The 21543-nt window shown below is 68.6% G+C and carries 20 protein-coding genes; 11 read left to right on the forward strand and 9 right to left on the reverse strand.

All coding sequences use genetic code 11. The annotated features are described in order from the left end of the window. Nucleotides 1–2 precede the first annotated feature (2 nt). From ACFZDK_RS10810 to trxA, 5 genes are all read left to right on the forward strand, one after another. A complete protein-coding gene (locus ACFZDK_RS10810; protein ID WP_390971686.1) occupies nt 3–1724 on the forward strand; it encodes a protein kinase family protein in 1722 nt (573 codons plus the stop codon). Nucleotides 1725–1750: 26 nt separating this feature from the next. Then, a complete protein-coding gene (gene sigM, locus ACFZDK_RS10815) occupies nt 1751–2476 on the forward strand; it encodes an RNA polymerase sigma factor SigM (RefSeq protein ID WP_390971687.1) in 726 nt (241 codons plus the stop codon). Then, the gene (locus ACFZDK_RS10820; protein ID WP_390971688.1) at nt 2473–3369 is read left to right on the forward strand and encodes an anti-sigma factor family protein; all 897 of its coding nucleotides are present in this window, start codon (nt 2473–2475) and stop codon (nt 3367–3369) included. The genes sigM and ACFZDK_RS10820 overlap by 4 nt, the downstream gene beginning before the upstream one ends. 192 nt (nt 3370–3561) lie before the next feature. Continuing rightward, entirely contained in the window at nt 3562–4530 is a 969-nt protein-coding gene (gene trxB, locus ACFZDK_RS10825; protein WP_390971689.1) for a thioredoxin-disulfide reductase, read from the forward strand. Between the two features lie 46 nt (nt 4531–4576). After that, nucleotides 4577–4909 (forward strand): thioredoxin, encoded by a 333-nt coding sequence (gene trxA / locus ACFZDK_RS10830; RefSeq protein WP_089100462.1) that lies wholly within the window; start codon nt 4577–4579, stop codon nt 4907–4909. Nucleotides 4910–4984: 75 nt separating this feature from the next. Here trxA and ACFZDK_RS10835 read toward each other — a convergent pair whose 3' ends face one another. The 9 genes from ACFZDK_RS10835 to rpmH all read right to left on the reverse strand — a co-directional run bounded on the left by ACFZDK_RS10835 (nt 4985) and on the right by rpmH (nt 11981). Then, nucleotides 4985–5602 (reverse strand): GNAT family N-acetyltransferase, encoded by a 618-nt coding sequence (locus tag ACFZDK_RS10835; RefSeq protein WP_390971690.1) that lies wholly within the window; start codon nt 5600–5602, stop codon nt 4985–4987. Nucleotides 5603–5940: 338 nt separating this feature from the next. Continuing rightward, nucleotides 5941–7053, reverse strand: a complete 1113-nt coding sequence (locus tag ACFZDK_RS10840) for a ParB/RepB/Spo0J family partition protein (RefSeq protein ID WP_390971691.1) — start codon at nt 7051–7053, stop codon at nt 5941–5943. Beyond that, nucleotides 7050–8123: an AAA family ATPase gene (locus tag ACFZDK_RS10845; protein ID WP_390972488.1), complete on the reverse strand. Its 1074-nt coding sequence runs from the start codon at nt 8121–8123 to the stop codon at nt 7050–7052. The genes ACFZDK_RS10840 and ACFZDK_RS10845 overlap by 4 nt, the downstream gene beginning before the upstream one ends. Nucleotides 8124–8421: 298 nt before the next feature. After that, on the reverse strand, nt 8422–9138 hold the full coding sequence (gene rsmG / locus ACFZDK_RS10850) for a 16S rRNA (guanine(527)-N(7))-methyltransferase RsmG (protein ID WP_390971692.1): 717 nt from the start codon (nt 9136–9138) through the stop codon (nt 8422–8424). Nucleotides 9139–9255: 117 nt separating this feature from the next. Then, entirely contained in the window at nt 9256–9768 is a 513-nt protein-coding gene (locus ACFZDK_RS10855; RefSeq protein WP_365695068.1) for a R3H domain-containing nucleic acid-binding protein, read from the reverse strand. A gap of 15 nt (nt 9769–9783) precedes the next feature. Continuing rightward, nucleotides 9784–11085, reverse strand: a complete 1302-nt coding sequence (gene yidC / locus ACFZDK_RS10860) for a membrane protein insertase YidC (RefSeq protein ID WP_390971693.1) — start codon at nt 11083–11085, stop codon at nt 9784–9786. A 3-nt stretch (nt 11086–11088) separates the two neighbouring features. Then, nucleotides 11089–11454 (reverse strand): membrane protein insertion efficiency factor YidD, encoded by a 366-nt coding sequence (gene yidD / locus ACFZDK_RS10865; RefSeq protein WP_390971694.1) that lies wholly within the window; start codon nt 11452–11454, stop codon nt 11089–11091. Further along, the gene (gene rnpA / locus ACFZDK_RS10870; RefSeq protein WP_089100455.1) at nt 11451–11822 is read right to left on the reverse strand and encodes a ribonuclease P protein component; all 372 of its coding nucleotides are present in this window, start codon (nt 11820–11822) and stop codon (nt 11451–11453) included. Before rnpA ends, yidD begins: the two co-directional genes overlap by 4 nt. Nucleotides 11823–11843: 21 nt before the next feature. Next, nucleotides 11844–11981 (reverse strand): 50S ribosomal protein L34, encoded by a 138-nt coding sequence (gene rpmH, locus ACFZDK_RS10875; RefSeq protein WP_015659252.1) that lies wholly within the window; start codon nt 11979–11981, stop codon nt 11844–11846. A gap of 373 nt (nt 11982–12354) precedes the next feature. Between rpmH and dnaA the strand changes: the two genes are divergently transcribed. The 6 genes from dnaA (at nt 12355) to gyrB (ending at nt 21531) form a co-directional block, all read left to right on the forward strand. Then, nucleotides 12355–14301 carry a chromosomal replication initiator protein DnaA gene (dnaA, locus tag ACFZDK_RS10880; protein ID WP_390971696.1) on the forward strand — a complete coding sequence of 649 codons (1947 nt, stop codon included), beginning with the start codon at nt 12355–12357 and terminating at the stop codon, nt 14299–14301. A 931-nt stretch (nt 14302–15232) separates the two neighbouring features. After that, nucleotides 15233–16363 carry a DNA polymerase III subunit beta gene (dnaN, locus tag ACFZDK_RS10885; RefSeq protein WP_123975717.1) on the forward strand — a complete coding sequence of 377 codons (1131 nt, stop codon included), beginning with the start codon at nt 15233–15235 and terminating at the stop codon, nt 16361–16363. A 177-nt stretch (nt 16364–16540) separates the two neighbouring features. Continuing rightward, the gene (gene gnd / locus ACFZDK_RS10890; protein WP_390971697.1) at nt 16541–17419 is read left to right on the forward strand and encodes a phosphogluconate dehydrogenase (NAD(+)-dependent, decarboxylating); all 879 of its coding nucleotides are present in this window, start codon (nt 16541–16543) and stop codon (nt 17417–17419) included. A gap of 28 nt (nt 17420–17447) precedes the next feature. Next, on the forward strand, nt 17448–18569 hold the full coding sequence (gene recF / locus ACFZDK_RS10895; protein WP_390971698.1) for a DNA replication/repair protein RecF: 1122 nt from the start codon (nt 17448–17450) through the stop codon (nt 18567–18569). After that, nucleotides 18566–19093: a DciA family protein gene (locus tag ACFZDK_RS10900; RefSeq protein WP_390971699.1), complete on the forward strand. Its 528-nt coding sequence runs from the start codon at nt 18566–18568 to the stop codon at nt 19091–19093. The genes recF and ACFZDK_RS10900 overlap by 4 nt, the downstream gene beginning before the upstream one ends. A 374-nt stretch (nt 19094–19467) precedes the next feature. Further along, nucleotides 19468–21531 (forward strand): DNA topoisomerase (ATP-hydrolyzing) subunit B, encoded by a 2064-nt coding sequence (gene gyrB / locus ACFZDK_RS10905; protein ID WP_390971700.1) that lies wholly within the window; start codon nt 19468–19470, stop codon nt 21529–21531. Nucleotides 21532–21543: the final 12 nt, after the last annotated feature.

A 21543-nucleotide genomic window follows, 5' to 3' on the forward strand; every position in this document is an offset into this window, starting at 1 on the left:
CGGTGGCGGAACGGAGCACGGCTGCCGTCGACGTGGCAGACAACAGCGGTGACAAGCCGCTGACCGCCAAGGCGGACCAGTCCACGGCCGACGGGGTGGCCAAGAACCCGGAGCAGGACACGGACAGCGACGAGGCACAGGGGAGCGGCACGGCCGCGGGCCCCGGGAAGAAGACCTCACCTCCCGAACTGCACAGCGGTCACAAGCTCGCCAGACGCTATCGCCTCGAGGAGTGCGTCACCCGTCTGGACGGATTCAGCAGTTGGCGTGCGGTCGACGAAAAACTCCGGCGTGCCGTCGGGGTCCACGTCCTGCCCGCCGACCATCCACGGACCCGTGCGGTGCTGGCCGCCGCCCGCTCCGCGGCCCTGCTGGGCGACCCGCGGTTCGTACAGGTCCTGGACGCCGTCGAGGAGAACGACCTCGCCTACGTCGTGCACGAGTGGCTGCCGGACGCCACGGAGCTGAGCACCTTGCTCGCGGCCGGCCCGCTGGAGCCGCACGACGCCTACCAGATGGTGAGTCAGATCGCCTCGGCGATGGCGGCCGCGCACCGCGAGGGGCTGGCCCATCTCCGCCTCAACCCCAACGCCGTGCTGCGCACCTCCACGGGCCAGTGGCGCATCCGCGGGCTCGCGGTGAACGCGGCGCTGCGCGGTATCAGTTCCGACACCCCGCAGCGCACCGACACCGAGGCGATCGGCGCCCTGCTGTACGCGGCGCTGACCCAGCGCTGGCCCTACCAGAGCGACGCCTACGGTCTGCCGGGGCTACCCAAGGACGTCGGCCTGATCGCACCCGACCAGGTGCGTGCCGGGGTCCACCGCGGGCTGTCCGAGCTCGCCATGCGCGCCCTCGTCAACGACGGTGCCACCGCCTCCCGCCACGAGTCCGCGTGCACCACGCCGGAGGAGCTGGTGAAGGCGATCGGCGAGATGCCCCGCATCCGGCCGCCGGAGCCGGCCTTCACCACGCCGCCCGACTACCAGCGCACCACGTACCAGCAGGGCACCTACGGCCGCCCCACGCCCCCCGGCGCGACCCAGCCGCTCCAGGCCCCACCGCCCCCGCTCCAGAGCCGTACCGGCAAGGCCTTGAAGTGGGCCGTCTCGGCCCTCCTCATCGCCGCTCTGGGCCTGGGCAGCTGGCAGCTCGCGGACGCCCTGATGAACCAGGGCGGTGCGTCCGACGACACCAACAACACCCAGACGACGGACGACGGCGACAAGAGCAGCGCCAGCCCCACGCCCGCCGCCGCGATAAAGATCGCAGGCGCCGAGGAGTACGTCGCCGAGGGCGGTGCCCAGCACCCGGGCGACGTGAAGCTGACCTACGACGGCAGCACCTCGACCTACTGGCGGACGAAGACCTTCAACGAAGGTCCGGAGCTCGCGCCGTACAAGCCGGGTGTGGGCATCGTGTACGACCTCGGTTCCGCCCGGGAAGTCAGCGCGGCGAGCATCGGGCTTCGCTACGCTGGCGATCACACAACGGTCGAGCTGTACGCGGCCGACTCGCTGACCCCGTCGTCGTTGGGTTCGATGACGAAGATCGGGAGTGTGACGACCAGCGGCGACACCGCCTCGGTGAAGGTCAGCAAGAAGGTGAAGAGCCAGTACGTGCTCGTGTGGATCACCGCTGTACCGAATTCGGGAGAGGACCCCGCCGCGTACTCGGGAGCCGGCTACAAGCAGGCCATCACCGAAGTGAAGTTCACAGGCTGACGTCTCACCGTAGGCGGAGGGGGCAGATGGCGGAGGGTGCCGGATACGGCGGGGTGAGCGACCAGGAGTTGCTCACCCGCCATGTGGAGGGCGACCCCGATGCCTTCGGTGAGATCGTGCGGCGGCACCGGGACCGGCTGTGGGCGGTCGCACTGCGGACCCTGGGGGACCGCGAGGAGGCCGCTGACGCCGTCCAGGACGCCCTGGTGTCCGCCTACCGGGCCGCCCACACCTTCCGGGGCCAGTCGGCCGTCACAACGTGGCTGCACCGGATCACGGTGAACGCCTGCCTCGACCGGGCCCGCAAGGCGGCCTCCCGCAAGACCGCCCCCGTCGACGACACCGAGCGGCTGGAGCAGCTGCTGGAGCCGCATGAATCGGCCTCCGCTCCCGCCGAGCGAAACGATCTGCACCGCCAGCTCCTGGAAGCGCTCGGCACCCTGCCCCACGACCAGCGGGCCGCCCTCGTCCTGGTCGACATGCAGGGCTACCCGGTCGCCGAGGCGGCCCGGATCCTCGACGTCCCCACCGGGACGGTGAAGAGCCGCTGCGCACGCGGCAGAGCCAGACTCCTCCCACTGCTCACCCATCTACGGCCGGAAAACACCGATGCCGAAGATGACCCGGACCCGGCACGGAACCGGGCGGAGGGGACATCCGTCCCACCCGCAGCGGGTCGTCAGGACCGGGGCCCGCAGGACACCGGGCCGAGTGATTCAGCCGCAGTGAAGGGCGGAGGTGGGCGAGCATGACTTCGACGACAGACGCGACCGGGCACCCGGACGTCGCGGAGATCTCCGACCTCACCGAGGGTCTGCTTCCACCCGCTCGGACGGAGGAAGTACGACAGCACCTGGACGAGTGCGAGCTGTGCACCGACGTCCACGCCTCACTGGAGGAGATCCGGGGTCTGCTAGGCGATCTGCCGGATCCACCGCTCATGCCGGCCGATGTAGCGGGCCGGATCGACGCCGCGCTCGCCGCCGAAGCTCTGCTCGACGCAACGGCATCCGTGACTCATGTTTCACGTGAAACATCGCCCCGCGAGATGTCGTCCTCGGGGGACCGCCCCGCCGGGCGGCCGAGTGCCTCCGCCGGTCCCGGCCGCAAGGACCGGGGGCGTGGCCGCGGCCGACGCCGGCGGACGATCGCCCTCGGCGCTGTCCTGACCGCCGCCGTCCTCGGCGCCGGTTCCTTCTTCCTCCAGTCCCTCGGCGGCGGCGACGGGACCACTACCGCTCAGAGCAAGCCGACGGACTCCGCCGGGACCTTCTCCAAGGACACCCTTCAGGGCCAGGTGAAAGACCTCCTCGGCACGAAGACGAACACGCAGCGGGGCTCCCAGAAGCCTTTCGGCGTCGAGTCCCAGGACACCGGCCGGCCGAGCTCGACGCAAAGCCCGACGATCAAACTCGCGCCCACAACGCAGGTGCCTGTCTGCGTCCGCCAGGGCATCAGCCAGACCGACCTTGCCCTCGGCGCGAAAAAGGGAAAGTACGAGGGGAAAGACGCCTACCTCGTCGTACTCCCCGACACCTCCGATGCCTCCAAGGTGACGGCATACGTCGTCGACGCGTCCTGCGACAGCACCGGGTCCGCCTCCCCCGGCAAGGTCTTCCTGACGGAGTCCCTGACCCGTCCCTGAGCGCCCGTCCTCGATGGACCCAGAGGAGAACGCATCGTCTCGTCCCGGCGTGGAAATCCGTACGGTGTGGGATGCCCGTGTGCCCGGACACACCGGGAATGCGGGCCCCGTAGGATCCGTTGGGTGGGGTGAGAGCTTCTGAGGAAACTCCCACCGGTCGAATGACGTAGACCAGAGACGAGGAATCAAGCCGTGAGCGACGTCCGTAACGTGATCATCATCGGCTCCGGGCCCGCCGGCTACACGGCGGCGCTCTACACCGCGCGCGCGTCGCTGAAGCCCCTCGTGTTCGAGGGCGCTGTCACCGCGGGCGGTGCGCTGATGAACACCACCGAGGTGGAAAACTTCCCGGGCTTCCGCGACGGCATCATGGGCCCCGACCTCATGGACAACATGCGGGCGCAGGCCGAGCGCTTCGGCGCCGAGCTCGTTCCGGACGACATCGTCTCCGTCGACCTGACCGGTGAGATCAAGACCGTCACCGACACCGCAGGCACGGTCCACAAGGCCAAGGCCGTCATCGTCACCACCGGCTCCCAGCACCGCAAGCTGGGCCTGCCGAACGAGGACGCGCTCTCCGGCCGTGGTGTCTCCTGGTGTGCCACCTGCGACGGGTTCTTCTTCAAGGAGCAGGACATCGCTGTGATCGGCGGCGGTGACACCGCGATGGAGGAGGCCACCTTCCTCTCGCGGTTCGCCAAGTCCGTGACGATCGTCCACCGCCGGAACACCCTGCGTGCCTCCAAGGCGATGCAGGAGCGCGCCTTCGCCGACCCGAAGATCAAGTTCGCCTGGGACAGCGAGGTCGCCGAGGTCCAGGGCGACCAGAAGCTGGCCAGCCTGAAGCTGCGCAACGTCAAGACCGGGGAGCTCTCGGACCTGCCGGTGACCGGTCTGTTCATCGCGATCGGCCATGACCCGCGCACCGAGCTCTTCAAGGGCCAGCTGGACCTCGACGAGGAGGGCTACCTCAAGGTCGCCTCGCCCTCGACGCGTACCAACCTGACGGGTGTGTTCGCCGCCGGTGACGTGGTGGACCACACCTACCGCCAGGCGATCACCGCGGCCGGTACCGGCTGCTCCGCTGCTCTCGATGCCGAGCGTTTCCTCTCCGCCCTCGCGGACGAGGAGAAGGCCGAGCTCGAGAAGACCACCGTCTGATCCTCCCCTTTCCGCCCCACCGCACGATCAAGTAAAGGAGCCCGCCGTGGCCGGCACTCTGAAGCATGTGACCGACGCCGACTTCGAAGAGGTCGTCCTCAAGAGCGACAAGCCCGTCCTGGTCGACTTCTGGGCCGAGTGGTGCGGCCCGTGCCGCCAGATCGCCCCGTCGCTCGAGGCGATCGCCGCCGAGCACGGCGAGAAGATCGAGATCGTCAAGCTGAACATCGACGAGAACCCGAACACGGCGGCCAAGTACGGCGTCATGTCGATCCCGACCCTGAACGTCTACCAGGGTGGCGAGGTCGCCAAGACCATCGTCGGTGCCAAGCCGAAGGCCGCGCTCGTCCGCGATCTTGAGGACTTCATCGCCGAGTGATGTTTCACGTGAAACACGAATGGGCCAACCCCTCGGGGTTGGCCCATTTGCTTGGGCGGACGGCCTCCGGACGGCTCACAGCGGTCGCAGCACCGGTTCCTTCTGTACGGCCCCCAGAAGCCGGTCGAGCGCCAGCTCCACGTCTTCTTTCCAGGAGAGCGTCGTGCGCAGCTCCAGCCGCAGCCGAGGGTGCGAGGGGTGCTGGCGGACCGTCTTGAAGCCCACGGCGAGCAGATGATCGGCGGGGAGCAGACAAGCCGGCTCCTTGTAGCGGGCGTCGCCGAACGCCTCGATCGCCTTGAAGCCCCGCCGCAGCAGATCCTTGGCGACCGTCTGGACCATCACCCGTCCAAGCCCCTGCCCCTGATAGCCGGGCATGATGAAGCCGGTCATCAGCTGGACTGCGTCCGGTGAGACCGGGCTCGTGGGGAACGCCGTGGACCGGGGGACATAGGCGGGCGGGGCGTAGAGCACGAAGCCGACCGGTACGTCGTCGACATAGACCACCCGGCCGCACGATCCCCAGTCGAGCAGGACGGCGGAGATCCAGGCTTCCTTCTCCAGGGCAGCCCTACCCGCCCTTACCGCTGCTTCGCCGCTGACGGGGTCCAGTTCCCAGAAGACACACGAGCGACAGCGCTGGGGAAGGTCCTGAAGGTTGTCCAGGGTGAGCGGTACGAGCCGACGCCCCATGAAGGCTGTTCCTCGCTTCCTTCGCCCGCGGCATCGCGAGCGGCTGTCAGAGCGCTGCGTTCCCTGAGCAGACTGCCGACGAAGCCGACGGTCGCGCCCAGTCCCAGGCCCGCGCTCACCAGGCCGGTGCGGCTCATCGTTCGCATGGCTCTCGCCTCTCCCTCGGAGGTGCTGCCAGCTGCCGGGTGGATGCGCCATACCCGAACGCATCGTATCCACACAGCGATTCCATCGAAACTGTCAGAAAGCAAAGAGCGGACCGTGTTCCGGTACACACCGGACACGATCCGCTCTCTGAGTGACAGGAGGTCGACCGAGCGGGAACCCACTCGGGCCGGTCAGTCCTCGGACTCCTCGGAGCCCGCGGAGTCGCCGTCGTGGAGGCCCTGGTGCAGGACCGGCCCCTCGCCCGGAGCGAGCGTGCCGAGGATGCGCTCAAGGTCTTCCATCGAGGCGAACTCGACGGTGATCTTGCCCTTCTTCTGCCCCAGGTCGACCTTCACCCGCGTCTCGAAGCGGTCCGAGAGCCGCGTCGCCAGATCGGTCAGCGCCGGGGAGACCCGGGCGCCGGCCCGCGGACCCTTGGCTCGCGTCGTCGCCTGAGGCCGCGAACCCATCAGGGTCACGATCTCCTCGACGGCCCGCACCGACAGCCCCTCGGCCACGATCCGGTGGGCCAGCCGGTCCTGCTCCTCCGAGTCGTCGACGGAGAGCAGCGCCCGGGCGTGCCCGGCCGACAGGACTCCGGCGGCCACCCGGCGCTGGACCGCCGGCGAGAGCTTCAGCAGCCGCAGGGTGTTGGAGACCTGCGGGCGGGATCGCCCGATGCGGTCGGCCAGCTGGTCGTGCGTGCAGTTGAAGTCCTTCAGCAGCTGGTCGTAGGCGGCGGCCTCTTCCAGCGGGTTCAGCTGGGCCCGGTGCAGGTTCTCCAGCAGCGCGTCCAGAAGGAGCTTCTCGTCGTCCGTCGCGCGGACGATCGCCGGGATCGCCTCCAGGCCGGCCTCACGGCAGGCCCGCCAGCGCCGCTCACCCATGATGAGTTCATAGCGCGAGGGGCCCAACTGCCGTACGACGACGGGCTGGAGAAGGCCGACCTCCTGGATGGAGGTGACCAGCTCCTGCAGAGCGTCCTCGTCGAAGACCTCACGCGGCTGACGCGGGTTCGGCGTGATGTCGTCGAGGGGGATCTCCGCGAAGTGGGCGCCCATCGGAGAAACGGGCGCCTCCGCGCCTCCGCCGAACACCGACGGCTCCTCGGTTTCATGGGAAACCGGCGGCAGTGTCGTCACCTTGGCCGCGGCGACACCACGGTCGGTCGTCAGCACCGGGACCGCCGCGGGGGACGGGGCTACCGCACCCCCCACCGCCGTCTGAGCCGGGGTCTTCTCGGTCGGTGCAGCTGGGATCAGTGCGCCGAGACCGCGTCCCAGCCCCCTCCGTCGCTCGCTCACTGGATCCCCTCCACCATGCTCGGGTTCGTCTGGGCGCCGATATGGGCCTGCGTCGGGTCGTAGCTGACTCCGATGCCCTTCAGCGCGATTTCTCGGGCCGCCTCAAGATAGGAGAGGGCACCGCTCGATCCAGGATCGTAGGTCAGTACCGTCTGCCCGTAGCTCGGCGCCTCGGAGATACGGACCGAGCGGGGAATGCTCGTCCGCAGCACCTCGTCGCCGAAGTGGCTGCGCACCTCGTCCGCGACCTGGGAAGCGAGACGCGTCCGGCCGTCGTACATGGTGAGCAGGATGGTCGACACATGCAGGGTGGGGTTGAGGTGCCCCCGCACCAGGTCGACATTGCGCAGCAGCTGGCCGAGGCCCTCCAGCGCGTAGTACTCGCACTGGATCGGGATGAGCACCTCGGCGCCCGCGACGAGTGCGTTGACTGTCAGCAGGCCGAGCGAGGGCGGGCAGTCGATGAGGATGTAGTCCAGCGGCTGCTCGTAGGCCTGGATCGCCCGCTGAAGCCGGCTCTCCCGCGCCACCAGGGACACCAGCTCGATCTCCGCACCGGCGAGGTCGATCGTGGCGGGGGCACAGAAGAGGCCTTCGACGTCCACCACCGGCTGGACGACCTCGGCCAGCGGCTTGCTCTCGACCAACACGTCGTAGATGGACGGAACTTCGGCGTGATGGTCGATCCCCAGCGCTGTGGACGCGTTGCCCTGAGGGTCGAGGTCGATCACCAGTACGCGGGCGCCATGGAGGGCCAACGACGCGGCAAGGTTGACGGTGGTCGTCGTCTTGCCCACGCCGCCCTTCTGGTTGGCGACCACGATGACTCTGGTCTGCTCCGGACGTGGCAGGCCTTCGCCGGCGCGGCCCAGAGCCTCCACCGCGAGTTGGGCAGCACGACCGATGGGAGTGTCGTCCATAGGAGGCGGTGTTTCACGTGAAACATCCGCCCCCATCGACTCGGTACGGGGACCGGGGACCGGATCGGTCATCGGTCCCGCGATGTTGGCGTCGGACCGCAAGGATTCACTCTCCTCGACTTCAGGCTCGCAATGAACAGAGCCTCCCATGTCTTCGGGGTCGTGAACCAGTGAGGCCTGTTGTTCTGTGGAGAAATCCACCTCTGTGGACAACTCCGCGCCCCTAGAAGGGGACGGAGTGTCACCAGAGGCCCCCTCTCCGAGGGCTCCGAGAGATTTTCGGTCGCGTGGTTCGGCCGCAGCGCGGGTCCGACCGATGATGCCGTGCAGCAGTGAGCGACGTTTCACGTGAAACACGATGCACAGCAAGCGCGACCGAAAAGCCGCGACACTCCGTCATGCGTAGGTTTGGCAGCTTGTGTGGAGTACGTCTCGTCCGCAGGACGGATCAGCGGCGCCTACGCGCCCTGCCCGTACGAGCCGCCTTCGCCCGCTTGGCCGCGAAGCGCACACCGCCCGGGCTCTCCCCGACCTCCACCCGCACGACGGTGGAGGGCGGATCCACCACACCCTCACCCACATGCAGGATGGACGTGGACACCGCGCCGAGCTTCGTCAGAGCGGTGGACGCCGCCTTCAGCTCCTCCTCCGCCGTGTCCCCCTTCAGGGCGAGCATCTCGCCGTAGGGACGCAGCAGCGGGATGCCCCAGGTGGCCAGCCGGTCCAGCGGGGCCACGGCACGGGCCGTCACCACATGCACCGGGGGTAGATTACCCATGACCTCCTCGGCCCGGCCACGCACGACGGTCACATGGTTCAGGCCCAGCAGCTCGACGACCTCGGTGAGGAAGTTGGTGCGGCGCAGCAGCGGCTCCAGCAGGGTGATGTTGAGATCGTCCCGGACCAGAGCCAGGGGGATGCCCGGCAGACCGGCACCGGAGCCCACATCGCACACCGTCACCCCTTCAGGGACGGCCTCCGAGAGCACCGCGCAGTTCAACAGATGCCGCTCCCACAGGCGGGGCACCTCCCGTGGGCCGATCAGACCACGCTGCACACCTGCCTCGGCGAGCAGCTCCGCGTAGCGGACCGCATCGGCGAAGCGCTCGCCGAACACTTCCCGCGCCTGTTCGGGCGCCGGGGGGAGCTCCGCAGCCTCCGTCACGGGGACCGTCCTTCCGTACAGCGCCGGCGCTCCGCGCACCGGCCACCAGAACTACCAGGCTGACAAAGTTCGGCCCCGCCTGCTCAACAGACGGGGCCGGTGAAACGTGGGGACCGATCAGGCGGGAAGTACGACGACGAACCGCTGCGGCTCCTCGCCCTCCGACTCGCTGCGCAGTCCGGCGGACTTGACCGCGTCGTGCACGACCTTGCGCTCGAACGGGGTCATCGGCTTGAGCTTCACGGGCTCGCCGGTGCTCTTGACCTCGGCGGCGGCCTTGGCGCCCAGCTCGGAGAGCTCGGCACGCTTCTTGGCACGGTAGCCCGCGATGTCGAGCATCAGCCGGCTGCGGTCGCCGGTCTCCCGGTGCACGGCCAGGCGGGTCAGCTCCTGGAGCGCCTCCAGCACCTCGCCGTCGCGGCCGACCAGCTTCTGCAGGTCGCGGCCGCTCGAGTCGGAGATGATCGACACGGAGGCGCGGTCGGCCTCGACATCCATGTCGATGTCGCCGTCGAGATCGGCGATGTCCAGCAGACCCTCGAGGTAGTCCGCCGCGATCTCGCCCTCCTGCTCCAGGCGGGTCAGGGTGTCTGCACCCTCGGCAGCGGCGGAGGTGGTGCCTTCCGTCACGGGATGGGCTCCTTCTTACTTCTTGGACGGGGACTTGGGGCGCTGCGGACCGCCCTTGCGCTGACCGGACTGAGCCCTGCTGCGGCCGTTGGAGCCGCCCTTCGGGGGCTGCTGGGCGGCGGGCTTGGCGTCCTGCGGCTCGTCGGACTTCTCCAGCGAGGTGGTCTTCTCCGAAGAGTCCGAGGAGTCCGAGGCATCCGACGGGGAGTCGCCGGCCGCCTTCGTGCCGCCGGACTGCCGCTGGGCCTTGGTCTGGCGCTTGGGCTGCTGGCGCTTGGCGGCTGCGGTGGTCGCGACGCCGTCCTCGGTCAGCGTGGCGGCCTGGGCCTCGCCCTTCACCACGGTGCCGTCGGCCTGGGCCACCAGGCCCGACTTGGTCAGCGCATTGATGAAACCGCGCTCGAACTCGTTGCGGTCGCGGCCCTTGGCGACGATCGCCTTGATGATCGTCTTCTCGCTGCGGCGCCGGGGCTTGCCGTGGTGCGTGACGTGCTTGGTCAGGCGCTCCAGGTAGGCGGCCTGAGCCTTGGAACCCGGGGTCGGGTTGTTGCGGATGACGTACATCTGCTGGCCCATGGTCCACACGTTGGTGGTCAGCCAGTAGACGAGGACACCGACCGGGAAGTTGATACCGAAGACGGCGAACATGACCGGGAAGACGTACATCAGCATCTTCTGCTGCTGCATGAACGGCGTCTTCACCGTGGTGTCGACGTTCTTCGTCATCAGCTGGCGCTGCGTGTAGAACTGCGACGCCGACATCAGGACGATCATGATCGCGGTGACGACCCGGACGTCCGTGAGGGAGGCACCGAGGGCCTCCACCTTCGCGGAGCCGTCCGTGAACTTCGCGGCGAGCGGGGCACCGAAGATGTGCGCCTTCTGGGCGCTGGCCAGCAAGGACTTGTTGATCACGCCGATGGTTTGGTTCGACGCGATGCCGTTGAGCACGTGGTACAGGGCGAAGAAGAACGGGGACTGCGCCAGGATGGGAAGGCACGAGGAGAGCGGGTTGGTACCCGACTCCTTGTACAGCTTCATCATCTCTTCGGACTGGCGCTGCTTGTCGTTCTTGTAGCGCTCCTGGATCTTCTTCATCTCGGGCTGGAGCGTCTGCATGGCCCGGGTCGCCTTGATCTGCTTCACGAAGAGCGGGATCAGGCAGATGCGGATCAGGATCACCAGGGACACGATGGACAAGCCCCAGGCCCAGCCCGTGTCGGGACCGAAGATCTTCCCGTACACGGAGTGGAACTGGACGATGACCCATGAGACGGGTGTCGTGATGAAGCTGAACAGGCTGGCAATCGTGTCCACTAATCATGCTCCTTGGGCATGGGACGAAGTCTCTGCGGCCGGGCTCGAAGGAAGCTCGGAGGGAGTCTTCTCCTCGGTGGCCGTTTCGGCGGCGGAGGGCCCGCCCCTGCGTGTACGCCAGGCGTCACGCAGCATTTCGTGCCACCGCGGGCGCTTGCGCGGCGGGACGTGGTCCACACCGCCGAGCGACCACGGATTGCACCGCAGGATGCGCCAGGCCGTGAGTGCCGTTCCCTTGATCGCACCGTGCCGGTCGATGGCTGTGTAGCCGTAGTGGGAGCATGACGGGTAGTACTTGCACACCGGCCCGAGCAGCGGACTGATCGTCCACTGGTACAGCTTGATCAGAGCCAGCAGTGGGTACTTCATCGCGCGCCCCCTCCCAGCAGCCGCTCGATGGCGGCATCCAGGTCTCGGGCCAGCTGTGCATGGTCGGCGTCGCCCGCTCCGGGCAGCGCTCGTACGACTACCAGGCTACCGGGGGGAAACAGGGCGACTCGCTCACGCATCAGATGACGCAGTCTGCGCTTCACCGTGTTACGCACCACGGCACCACCCACGGCCTTGCTCACGACGAAACCCGCACGCGTCGGGGGAGCGCTCTCCCCAGGCGCGTGCGGGTCCGTGGCACCGCTACGAAGATGGACGACGAGCGACGGGCGGCCTGCCCGGCGACCCCGTCGTACCGCGGTCGCGAAGTCCTCGCGCCGCCTCAGCCGATGCTCGGTAGGCAGCACGACGTCATGACCTGATCGGGATCAGGCCGACAGGCTGGCGCGACCCTTTGCACGACGGTTCGCGAGAATCGCGCGGCCGGCACGGGTGCGCATCCGCAGGCGGAAGCCATGGGTCTTCGCACGACGACGGTTGTTCGGCTGGAAGGTGCGCTTGCTCACTCGGGGGCTCCAGAAATCAAATCGGTGTGGCGGGTGCCGTCCTGGCTGTCACCGTGCGCCCACGAGTAGCTCGCATCACGCCCGAGTGCACCGCTTCCCGATCACCTTCAGCGATCTGTGCCCATCGGAGGCAGGCGGCAGCAGCCATCGACAACTCGACCTGGTTACGGTACGCGGGGCTACGCCATTCGGTCAAACCAGCAGTGACCGAGAGACACTATCCACAGGCTGGGGACAACAACTTGAACCGCACCCGCCACGCTGACTACCGTGGCTGGACTCCGATTCGTTCCTTTATCCCCGCCCGACCCGATATTCATCCCGACCCGTCCTCGAACCACACGTTCGTGGGACCTGTGAGAGAGCGTGCCCTGTGGCTGACGTACCTGCCGATCTTGCCGCAGTGTGGCCACGAGTACTGGAGCAGCTCCTCGGTGAGGGCCGCGGTCAGGGTGTCGAGTCGAAGGACGAGCACTGGATCCGGCGCTGCCAGCCGCTCGCGCTGGTCGCGGACACCGCCCTGCTCGCCGTACCGAACGAATTCGCGAAGAACGTACTGGAGGGCCGTCTCGCCCCCATCGTCAGCGAGACCCTGAGCCGTGAGTGCGGGCGCCCGATCCGCATCGCGATCACCGTGGACGAGTCCGCGGGCGAGCCCCCGGCCCCGCCGGCCCCTCCCCTGCAGCAGCGTTACGAGGAGCCCGAGCTTCCCCCGGCACCGTACGACGGCGGCTACGGCCGCCACCGCGCCGAGGACCAGGGCGGCCGCGACCAGCTCCCGACCGCCCGTCCCGCCTACCCCTCCGAGTACCAGCGCCCGGAACCCGGCGCCTGGCCGCGCCCCGGGCAGGACGAGTACGGCTGGCAGCAGCCCCGGCTCGGCTTTCCCGAGCGCGACCCCTATGCCTCGCCGTCCCAGGACTCCTACCGCTCCGACGGTTACGGCGACTCCTACTCCCAGGAGTACCGCCCGCAGCAGCCGATGGACCGGCCCCCGTACGAGCAGCAGCGCGCCGAGTACGAGCAGCAGCGCACGGACTACGAGCCGCCGCGCACCGACTACGACAAGCGACCCGAGTACGACAACCGGCCGGACTACGACAAGCGACCGGACTACGACCGGTCCGACTACGACCAGCGCGACGCCGGCCGCCGTGAGCGGTCCGAGCCCTCGGGCGGAGCGGGTCAGGGGCACCGGGGTGGTCCCGGACGGCCGGACCTGCCGAGCGCCGGCGGCCCGGGCCCGCTGGGCGCCAAGCCCGCGCCGGCCAGCGGGCCGGGCGAACCGACCGCTCGGCTGAACCCGAAGTACCTCTTCGACACGTTCGTCATCGGCGCGTCCAACCGCTTCGCGCACGCGGCCGCGGTCGCCGTCGCCGAGGCGCCCGCGAAGGCGTACAACCCCCTCTTCATCTACGGGGAGTCCGGGCTCGGCAAGACGCACCTGCTGCACGCGATCGGACACTACGCGCGGAGCCTGTACCCGGGCACGCGCGTGCGGTACGTGAGCTCGGAGGAGTTCACCAACGAGTTCATCAACTCCATCCGCGACGGCAAGGGCGACAGCTTCCGCAAGCGCTACCGCGAGATGGACATCCTGCTCGTCGACGACATCCAGTTCCTCGCGGACAAGGAGTCGACGCAGGAGGAGTTCTTCCACACCTTCAACACGCTCCACAACGCGAACAAGCAGATCGTGCTCTCCAGCGACCGGCCGCCCAAGCAGCTGGTCACCCTGGAGGACCGGCTGCGGAACCGTTTCGAGTGGGGACTGATCACCGACGTCCAGCCGCCGGAGCTGGAGACGCGGATCGCGATCCTCCGCAAGAAGGCGGTCCAGGAGCAGCTGAACGCGCCGCCGGAGGTGCTGGAGTTCATCGCCTCCCGCATCTCCCGCAACATCCGTGAGCTGGAGGGCGCGCTGATCCGGGTGACGGCGTTCGCGTCGCTCAACCGGCAGCCGGTGGATCTGGGGCTGACGGAGATCGTGCTGAAGGACCTGATCCCCGGGGGACAGGACTCCACGCCGGAGATCAGCGCCACGGCGATCATGGCGGCTACCGCCGACTACTTCGGGCTCACGGTCGAGGACCTGTGCGGGAGCTCGCGCGGACGGCAGCTGGTCACGGCGCGGCAGATCGCGATGTACCTGTGCCGGGAGCTGACGGATCTGTCGCTGCCGAAGATCGGGGCGCAGTTCGGGAACCGGGACCATACGACGGTGATGCACGCCGACCGGAAGATCCGGGCGTTGATGGCGGAGCGGCGGTCGATCTACAACCAGGTGACCGAGCTGACCAACCGCATCAAGAACGGCTAGTTCTACGGCGCTCAGGGCGCCCTTGGGAGAGATCCCGGGGGCGCCTTTTGGCGTCCTGGGGTGGTTCGGAGGGGGTCCGGTGCCGGTCGGTGAGGGCTGGTCGCGCAGTTCCCCGCGCCCCCAAGGGGGCGCTCAAGCGAGGTCCGCTGTTCGATTACCTGCCTGGTTACGGGCGTCCTCCACAGATTTGCCGACTTTCTTGCGTCCACACCCTGGGGACTGTGAAGTTGTCCCGAACGTCGTCCACAGGCTGGGGGTTGAAAGAGCATCAGGGCAGCTCAAGGGGCTGTGGAATCGTGGATGAAGGATCTCCACAGTCTGTGGACGACGAAGACATCCACAGGGTGTGTATGAAGTTGTCCACCGGCAACCCACAGGCTGAGGGGCGGTTGTCCCCAGCGATCCCCAGCTTCTCCACACCGCTGTCCACTGTTCGGCAACGCGACGCGCCTCCTCACCGAGTCGAGTGAAAGGCGTCACATGAAGGTGCCGGGTTGGGCTGTGGGAAAGGCGGGTAAAGCTGGGGACGGCGTTGGGGAGAAGTGCCCTCGGGCTGTGCACGGTGTGTGCAGAACTTTCTGTTCTCCACAGAGACGCCCAGTTGTCCACCGGCTCCACCCACAGGGGCAGTGGACAAAATCTCGCCCCTGAGCTGGGCAAACGAGGTTATCCACGGTATCCACAGCCCCTACTACTACTGACAACTAGAGAGAGCTGGGAATCCGTTTCGAAGAGGGCCCTGTGCACAACTCGCTCTTCGGCCTCTGACCGCGCCTCGTCACGACTTGACCCCGACGGGCACCAGCTGTCAGTGCGGTGCGTCAGACTGGTCCCCGGTGTTCTTCCCCTCCCAGGGGCCGACGACACCGGGACAGACGACGAAGACGCAGCAGGGCGAGAAGCCCCGGCAACAGCAGGAGGCGGGCTTACGGTGAAGATCCGGGTGGAACGCGACGTACTCGCGGAGGCAGTGGCCTGGGCGGCACGCAGCCTCCCGGCCCGTCCGCCGGCGCCGGTCCTCGCCGGCCTGCTCCTGAAGGCCGAGGACGGCCAGCTGAGCCTGTCCAGCTTCGACTACGAGGTCTCCGCGCGGGTCAGCGTCGAGACCGAGGTCGAGGAGGAGGGCACGGTCCTGGTCTCCGGCCGGCTGCTCGCCGACATCTGCCGCGCCCTGCCCAACCGGCCGGTGGAGATTTCCACAGACGGTGTACGGGCGACGGTGGTCTGTGGATCCTCCCGGTTCACGCTGCACACACTGCCTGTGGAGGAGTACCCCTCCCTGCCGCAGATGCCGAACGCGACGGGCACGGTCCCCGGCGAGGTCTTCGCCTCCGCCGTCTCCCAGGTCGCCATCGCCGCCGGCCGTGACGACACCCTCCCGGTGCTCACCGGTGTGCGGATCGAGATCGAGGGCGACACGGTCACCCTGGCCTCCACCGACCGCTACCGCTTCGCGGTCCGCGAGTTCCTGTGGAAGCCGGAGAACCCGGAGGCCTCCGCGGTCGCCCTGGTGCCCGCCAAGACGCTCCTGGACACCGCCAAGGCGCTCACGAGCGGCGACAGCGTCATCCTGGCGCTCTCCGGCTCGGGCGCGGGCGAGGGGCTCATCGGTTTCGAGGGCGCCGGCCGCCGTACGACCACGCGGCTGCTCGAGGGCGACCTGCCGAAGTACCGCACGCTGTTCCCGACCGAGTTCAACTCCGTCGCCGTGATCGAGACCGCCCCCTTCGTGGAGGCCGTCAAGCGTGTCGCCCTGGTCGCCGAGCGGAACACCCCGGTGCGGCTCAGCTTCGAGCAGGGCGTGCTGATCCTGGAGGCCGGTTCCAGCGACGACGCACAGGCTGTGGAAAGGGTCGACGCGCAGCTGGAGGGCGACGACATCTCGATCGCCTTCAACCCGACCTTCCTGCTCGACGGCCTGAGCGCGATCGACTCGCCGGTCGCCCAGCTGTCGTTCACGACGTCCACCAAGCCCGCGCTGCTCAGCGGCAAGCCGGCGCTGGACGCGGAGGCGGACGAGGCCTACAAGTACCTGATCATGCCGGTGCGCCTCAGCGGCTGAGTTGTCCACAGCTGTGCACGGTGCCGGGCTGCCCCTGTGGGTACCCGGCACCCTCGCGGGGTGGGTTTCCCCAGGTGAGCGCCTATGCCCACAACTGTGCGCAAAGGGTCGGGATTAGGCTCGGACGTGGGTACGAAAGTGCCTCTCCTGCCACACCGCTACCTAAGGAACCAACTGATGGATCTCGGTCTCGTCGGCCTCGGCAAGATGGGCGGCAACATGCGCGAGCGGATTCGCCGCGCGGGCCACACCGTCGTCGGATACGACCGCAACCCGGACCTCGCCGATGTCCACAGCCTGGAAGAGCTTGTGGGCAAGCTCAGCGGCCCGCGTGTGGTGTGGGTGATGGTCCCGGCCGGGGCGCCGACCCAGTCCACGATCGACGAGCTGGCCGAGCTGCTCGAGCCCGGTGACGTGGTCGTCGACGGCGGCAACTCCCGCTGGACGGACGACGAGCGGCACGCCGAGGAGCTGGCGGCCAAGGGCATCGGCTTCGTCGACTGCGGGGTCTCCGGCGGCGTCTGGGGCCTGGAGAACGGCTATGCGCTGATGTACGGCGGTGACGCCGAGCACGTCGAGAAGGTGCGGCCGGTCTTCGACGCGCTGAAGCCCGAGGGCGACTTCGGTTCGGTGCACGCCGGCAAGGTCGGCGCGGGCCACTTCGCGAAGATGGTCCACAACGGCATCGAGTACGCGATGATGCAGGCCTACGCCGAGGGCTGGGAGCTCCTGGAGAAGGTCGACTCCGTCACGGACGTGCGCGAGGTCTTCCGCTCCTGGCAGGAGGGCACGGTCATCCGTTCCTGGCTGCTCGACCTCGCGGTGAACGCCCTCGACGAGGACGAGCACCTGGACAGGCTGAAGGGTTTTGCACAGGACTCCGGCGAGGGCCGCTGGACTGTGGAGGCCGCCATAGACAACGCGGTGCCGCTGCCCGCGATCACCGCCTCGCTGTTCGCGCGGTTCGCCTCCCGGCAGGAGGACTCGCCGCAGATGAAGATGATCGCCGCGCTGCGCAACCAGTTCGGCGGTCACGCCGTAGAGACCAAGCAGTAGCAGTCAACGGGGAGGTCGGCGCACCACCATGCACGTCACGCATCTGTCGCTGGCCGACTTCCGCTCCTACGCCCGGGTCGAGGTCCCGCTCGACCCGGGCGTCACCGCCTTCGTCGGCCCCAACGGCCAGGGCAAGACCAACCTCGTCGAGGCCGTCGGCTATCTCGCCACCCTCGGCAGCCACCGCGTCTCCTCCGACGCCCCCCTGGTGCGCATGGGCGCCGACCGCGCGATCATCCGCGCCCAGGTCCGGCAGGGCGAGCGGCAGCAGCTGGTCGAGCTGGAGCTCAACCCCGGCAGGGCCAACCGCGCCCGCATCAACAGGTCCTCGCAGGTCAGGCCCCGGGACGTGCTGGGCATCGTACGGACCGTGCTGTTCGCGCCCGAGGATCTCGCGCTGGTGAAGGGCGACCCGGGCGAGCGGCGCCGCTTCCTCGACGAGCTGATCACCGCGCGGTCGCCGCGGATGGCGGGCGTGCGGTCCGACTACGAGCGGGTGCTGAAGCAGCGGAACACGCTGCTGAAGACCGCGGCCCTCGCGCGGCGGCACGGTGGCCGGACCATGGATCTGTCCACGCTCGACGTGTGGGACCAGCACCTCGCGCGGGTCGGCGCCGAGCTGCTCGCGCAGCGGCTCGACCTGGTCGCCGCGATCCAGCCCCTCGCCGACAAGGCGTACGAGCAGCTGGCGCCGGGCGGCGGTCCGGTCGCGCTGGAGTACAAGCCGTCCGCGCCCGGCGAGGCCCACACCCGTGAGGATCTGTACGCCCAGCTGATGGCGGCTCTGGCGGACGCCCGCAAGCAGGAGATCGAGCGGGGGGTGACCCTGGTCGGCCCGCACCGCGACGACCTGGTGCTCAAGCTGGGGCAGCTGCCCGCCAAGGGGTACGCCTCGCACGGCGAGTCCTGGTCGTACGCGCTGGCGCTGCGCCTGGCCTCGTACGACCTGCTGCGGGCCGAGGGCAACGAGCCGGTGCTGGTGCTCGACGACGTGTTCGCCGAACTGGACGCCCGGCGCCGGGAGCGGCTGGCGGAGCTGGTCGCACCGGGCGAGCAGGTGCTGGTCACCGCCGCGGTGGACGACGACGTACCGCATCTGCTCACCGGCACCCGGTACACGGTGGCCGACGGGACGGTGGAGCGCGCATGAGCACCGACGGGCCGGTCCCCGAGAAGGAGCCTTCGGGCGTGGACCTCGCGCGCGTGGCGCTGCGGGCGGCGAAAGAGGCGGCACGCGCGCGGGGCGAGGCGGCGCAGCAGAAGAAGCAGGCGCGGCGCGGCGGCCTGCGCTCCGGCGCGCGCGCCGACGGCCGTGACCCCATGGCGCTCGGGTCCGCCATCAACCGGCTGATCACCGAACGGGGCTGGGAGACGCCGGCCGCGGTCGGCGGGGTGATGGGCCGCTGGCCGCAGATCGTCGGCGAGGACCTGGCCAAGCACTGTGTTCCGCAGCGGTACGACGAGGACGAGCGGGTCCTGGTCGTGCAGTGCGACTCCACGGCCTGGGCGACCCAGCTGCGCCACCTGGCGCCCGCGCTGGTCGCGCGCCTGAACGAGGACCTGGGGCACGGCACCGTACACCTGATCAAGGTGCTCAATCCGGGCGGTCCGGTCCGGCGCTACGGGCCGCTGCGCGCCCCCGGGAGCACCGGCCCCGGCGACACCTACGGGTGACTTACGTCACGCCATCAGCCGAGCGTGGAGCCGTCGTACGGCCCGCTCGGCCGGTCGTCGTACAACCGCACGCGGATGCGAATCGCGACCTGACCCCGGAGTAGCCAAGGGTTGACAGCCGGAAGCGCTGAGTGCCTCCGTGAGCCTCTTGGAGCCCCCTTCCGTATATCGGGAGTCGGCGGAGGCGGGTTCAGGGCGGCACGTGCGGACTCAGGTACCGGCAAACCCCCATCACTGTCGGCGCTACCGGTAGACTGGAAGCCAATCCCGCCCCAAACGTGGGGACCGTCCGGGAAAAGCTGAGCAACGCTGATCAAGGCTTACCAACGCAACATGCCGCAGCCGCTCCGGCAACCCGCCGACGAGCCCGGCTCGTGCTGTGCCAGAAAGGGCGCTTCGTGGCCGATTCCGGCAACCCCAACGAGAACATCCCGTCCACCGACGCCGGCGCGAACGGTGAGGTCACCGCTTCCTACGACGCCAGCGCCATCACCGTCCTCGAAGGGCTGGACGCGGTCCGCAAGCGACCCGGTATGTACATCGGCTCCACCGGCGAGCGCGGTCTGCACCACCTCGTGTACGAGGTCGTGGACAACTCAGTCGACGAGGCTCTGGCGGGCCACGCGGACACGATCGACGTGACGATCCTGGCCGACGGCGGCGTGCGCGTCGTGGACAACGGCCGTGGCATCCCGGTCGGCATCGTGGCGTCCGAGGGCAAGCCGGCCGTCGAGGTCGTGCTGACCGTGCTGCACGCGGGCGGCAAGTTCGGCGGCGGCGGCTACGCGGTCTCCGGTGGTCTGCACGGCGTCGGCGTCTCCGTCGTGAACGCCCTGTCGTCCCGGGTCTCGGTCGAGATCAGGACCGACGGCCACCGCTGGACGCAGGACTACAAGCTGGGCGTCCCGACGGCTCCGCTGGCGCAGCACGAGGAGACGGGCGAGACCGGCACCTCGGTCACGTTCTGGGCGGACCCGGACATCTTCGAGACCACCGAGTACTCCTTCGAGACGCTGTCGCGGCGTTTCCAGGAGATGGCGTTCCTCAACAAGGGCCTGACCATCCGGCTCACCGACGAGCGTGAGTCGGCGAAGGCGGTCGCCGGGGCGGACGAGGCCGGCGCGGACGAGAAGTCCGAGGTCAAGACGGTCACCTACCACTACGACGGCGGCATCGTCGACTTCGTGAAGTACCTCAACTCCCGCAAGGGGGACGTGGTGCACCCGACCGTCATCGACCTGGAGGCGGAGGACAAGGACAAGAGCCTGTCCCTCGAGGTCGCCATGCAGTGGAACAGCGGCTACAGCGAGGGTGTGTACTCGTTCGCCAACATCATCCACACGCATGAGGGCGGTACGCACGAGGAGGGCTTCCGCGCGGCGCTCACCTCGCTGATCAACAAGTACGCGCGCGACAAGAAGCTGCTCCGCGAGAAGGACGACAACCTCACCGGTGACGACATCCGCGAGGGTCTGACCGCGATCATCTCGGTGAAGCTGAGCGAGCCGCAGTTCGAGGGCCAGACGAAGACCAAGCTGGGCAACACGGAGGCCAAGACCTTCGTGCAGAAGGCGGTCTACGAGCACCTCAGCGACTGGCTGGACCGGTACCCGGTGGAGGCCGCGGACATCGTCCGCAAGGGCATCCAGGCGGCCACCGCCCGCGTGGCGGCCCGCAAGGCCCGTGACCTGACCCGTCGCAAGGGCCTCCTGGAGAGCGCCTCGCTGCCGGGCAAGCTCTCGGACTGCCAGTCCAACGACCCCACCAAGTGCGAGATCTTCATCGTCGAGGGTGACTCCGCCGGCGGTTCGGCCAAGTCCGGCCGCAACCCGCAGTACCAGGCGATCCTCCCGATCCGAGGCAAGATCCTCAACGTCGAGAAGGCGCGGATCGACAAGATCCTGCAGAACCAGGAGATCCAGGCGCTGATCTCCGCGTTCGGTACCGGTGTGCACGAGGACTTCGACATCTCGAAGCTCCGTTATCACAAGATCATTCTGATGGCGGACGCCGACGTCGACGGCCAGCACATCAACACCCTGCTGCTGACCTTCCTGTTCCGCTTCATGCGGGACCTGGTGGAGCAGGGGCACGTGTACCTGTCCCGTCCCCCGCTCTACAAGATCAAGTGGGGCCGGGACGAGGTCGAGTACGCGTACTCCGACCGCGAGCGCGACGCCCTGCTGGAGCTGGGCCGGCAGCGCGGCAAGCGCGTCAAGGAGGACTCGATCCAGCGCTTCAAGGGTCTCGGCGAGATGAACGCCGAGGAGCTGCGCGTGACCACCATGGACGTCGACCACCGCGTCCTCGGCCAGGTCACCCTCGACGACGCCGCGCAGGCCGACGACCTGTTCTCGGTCCTGATGGGCGAGGACGTCGAGGCCCGCCGCCAGTTCATCCAGCGCAACGCCAAGGACGTCCGCTTCCTCGACATCTGAGTCGGTCTCAGC

The organism is Streptomyces sp. NPDC007901, from assembly GCF_042959465.1.
Lineage (GTDB): Bacteria > Actinomycetota > Actinomycetes > Streptomycetales > Streptomycetaceae > Streptomyces.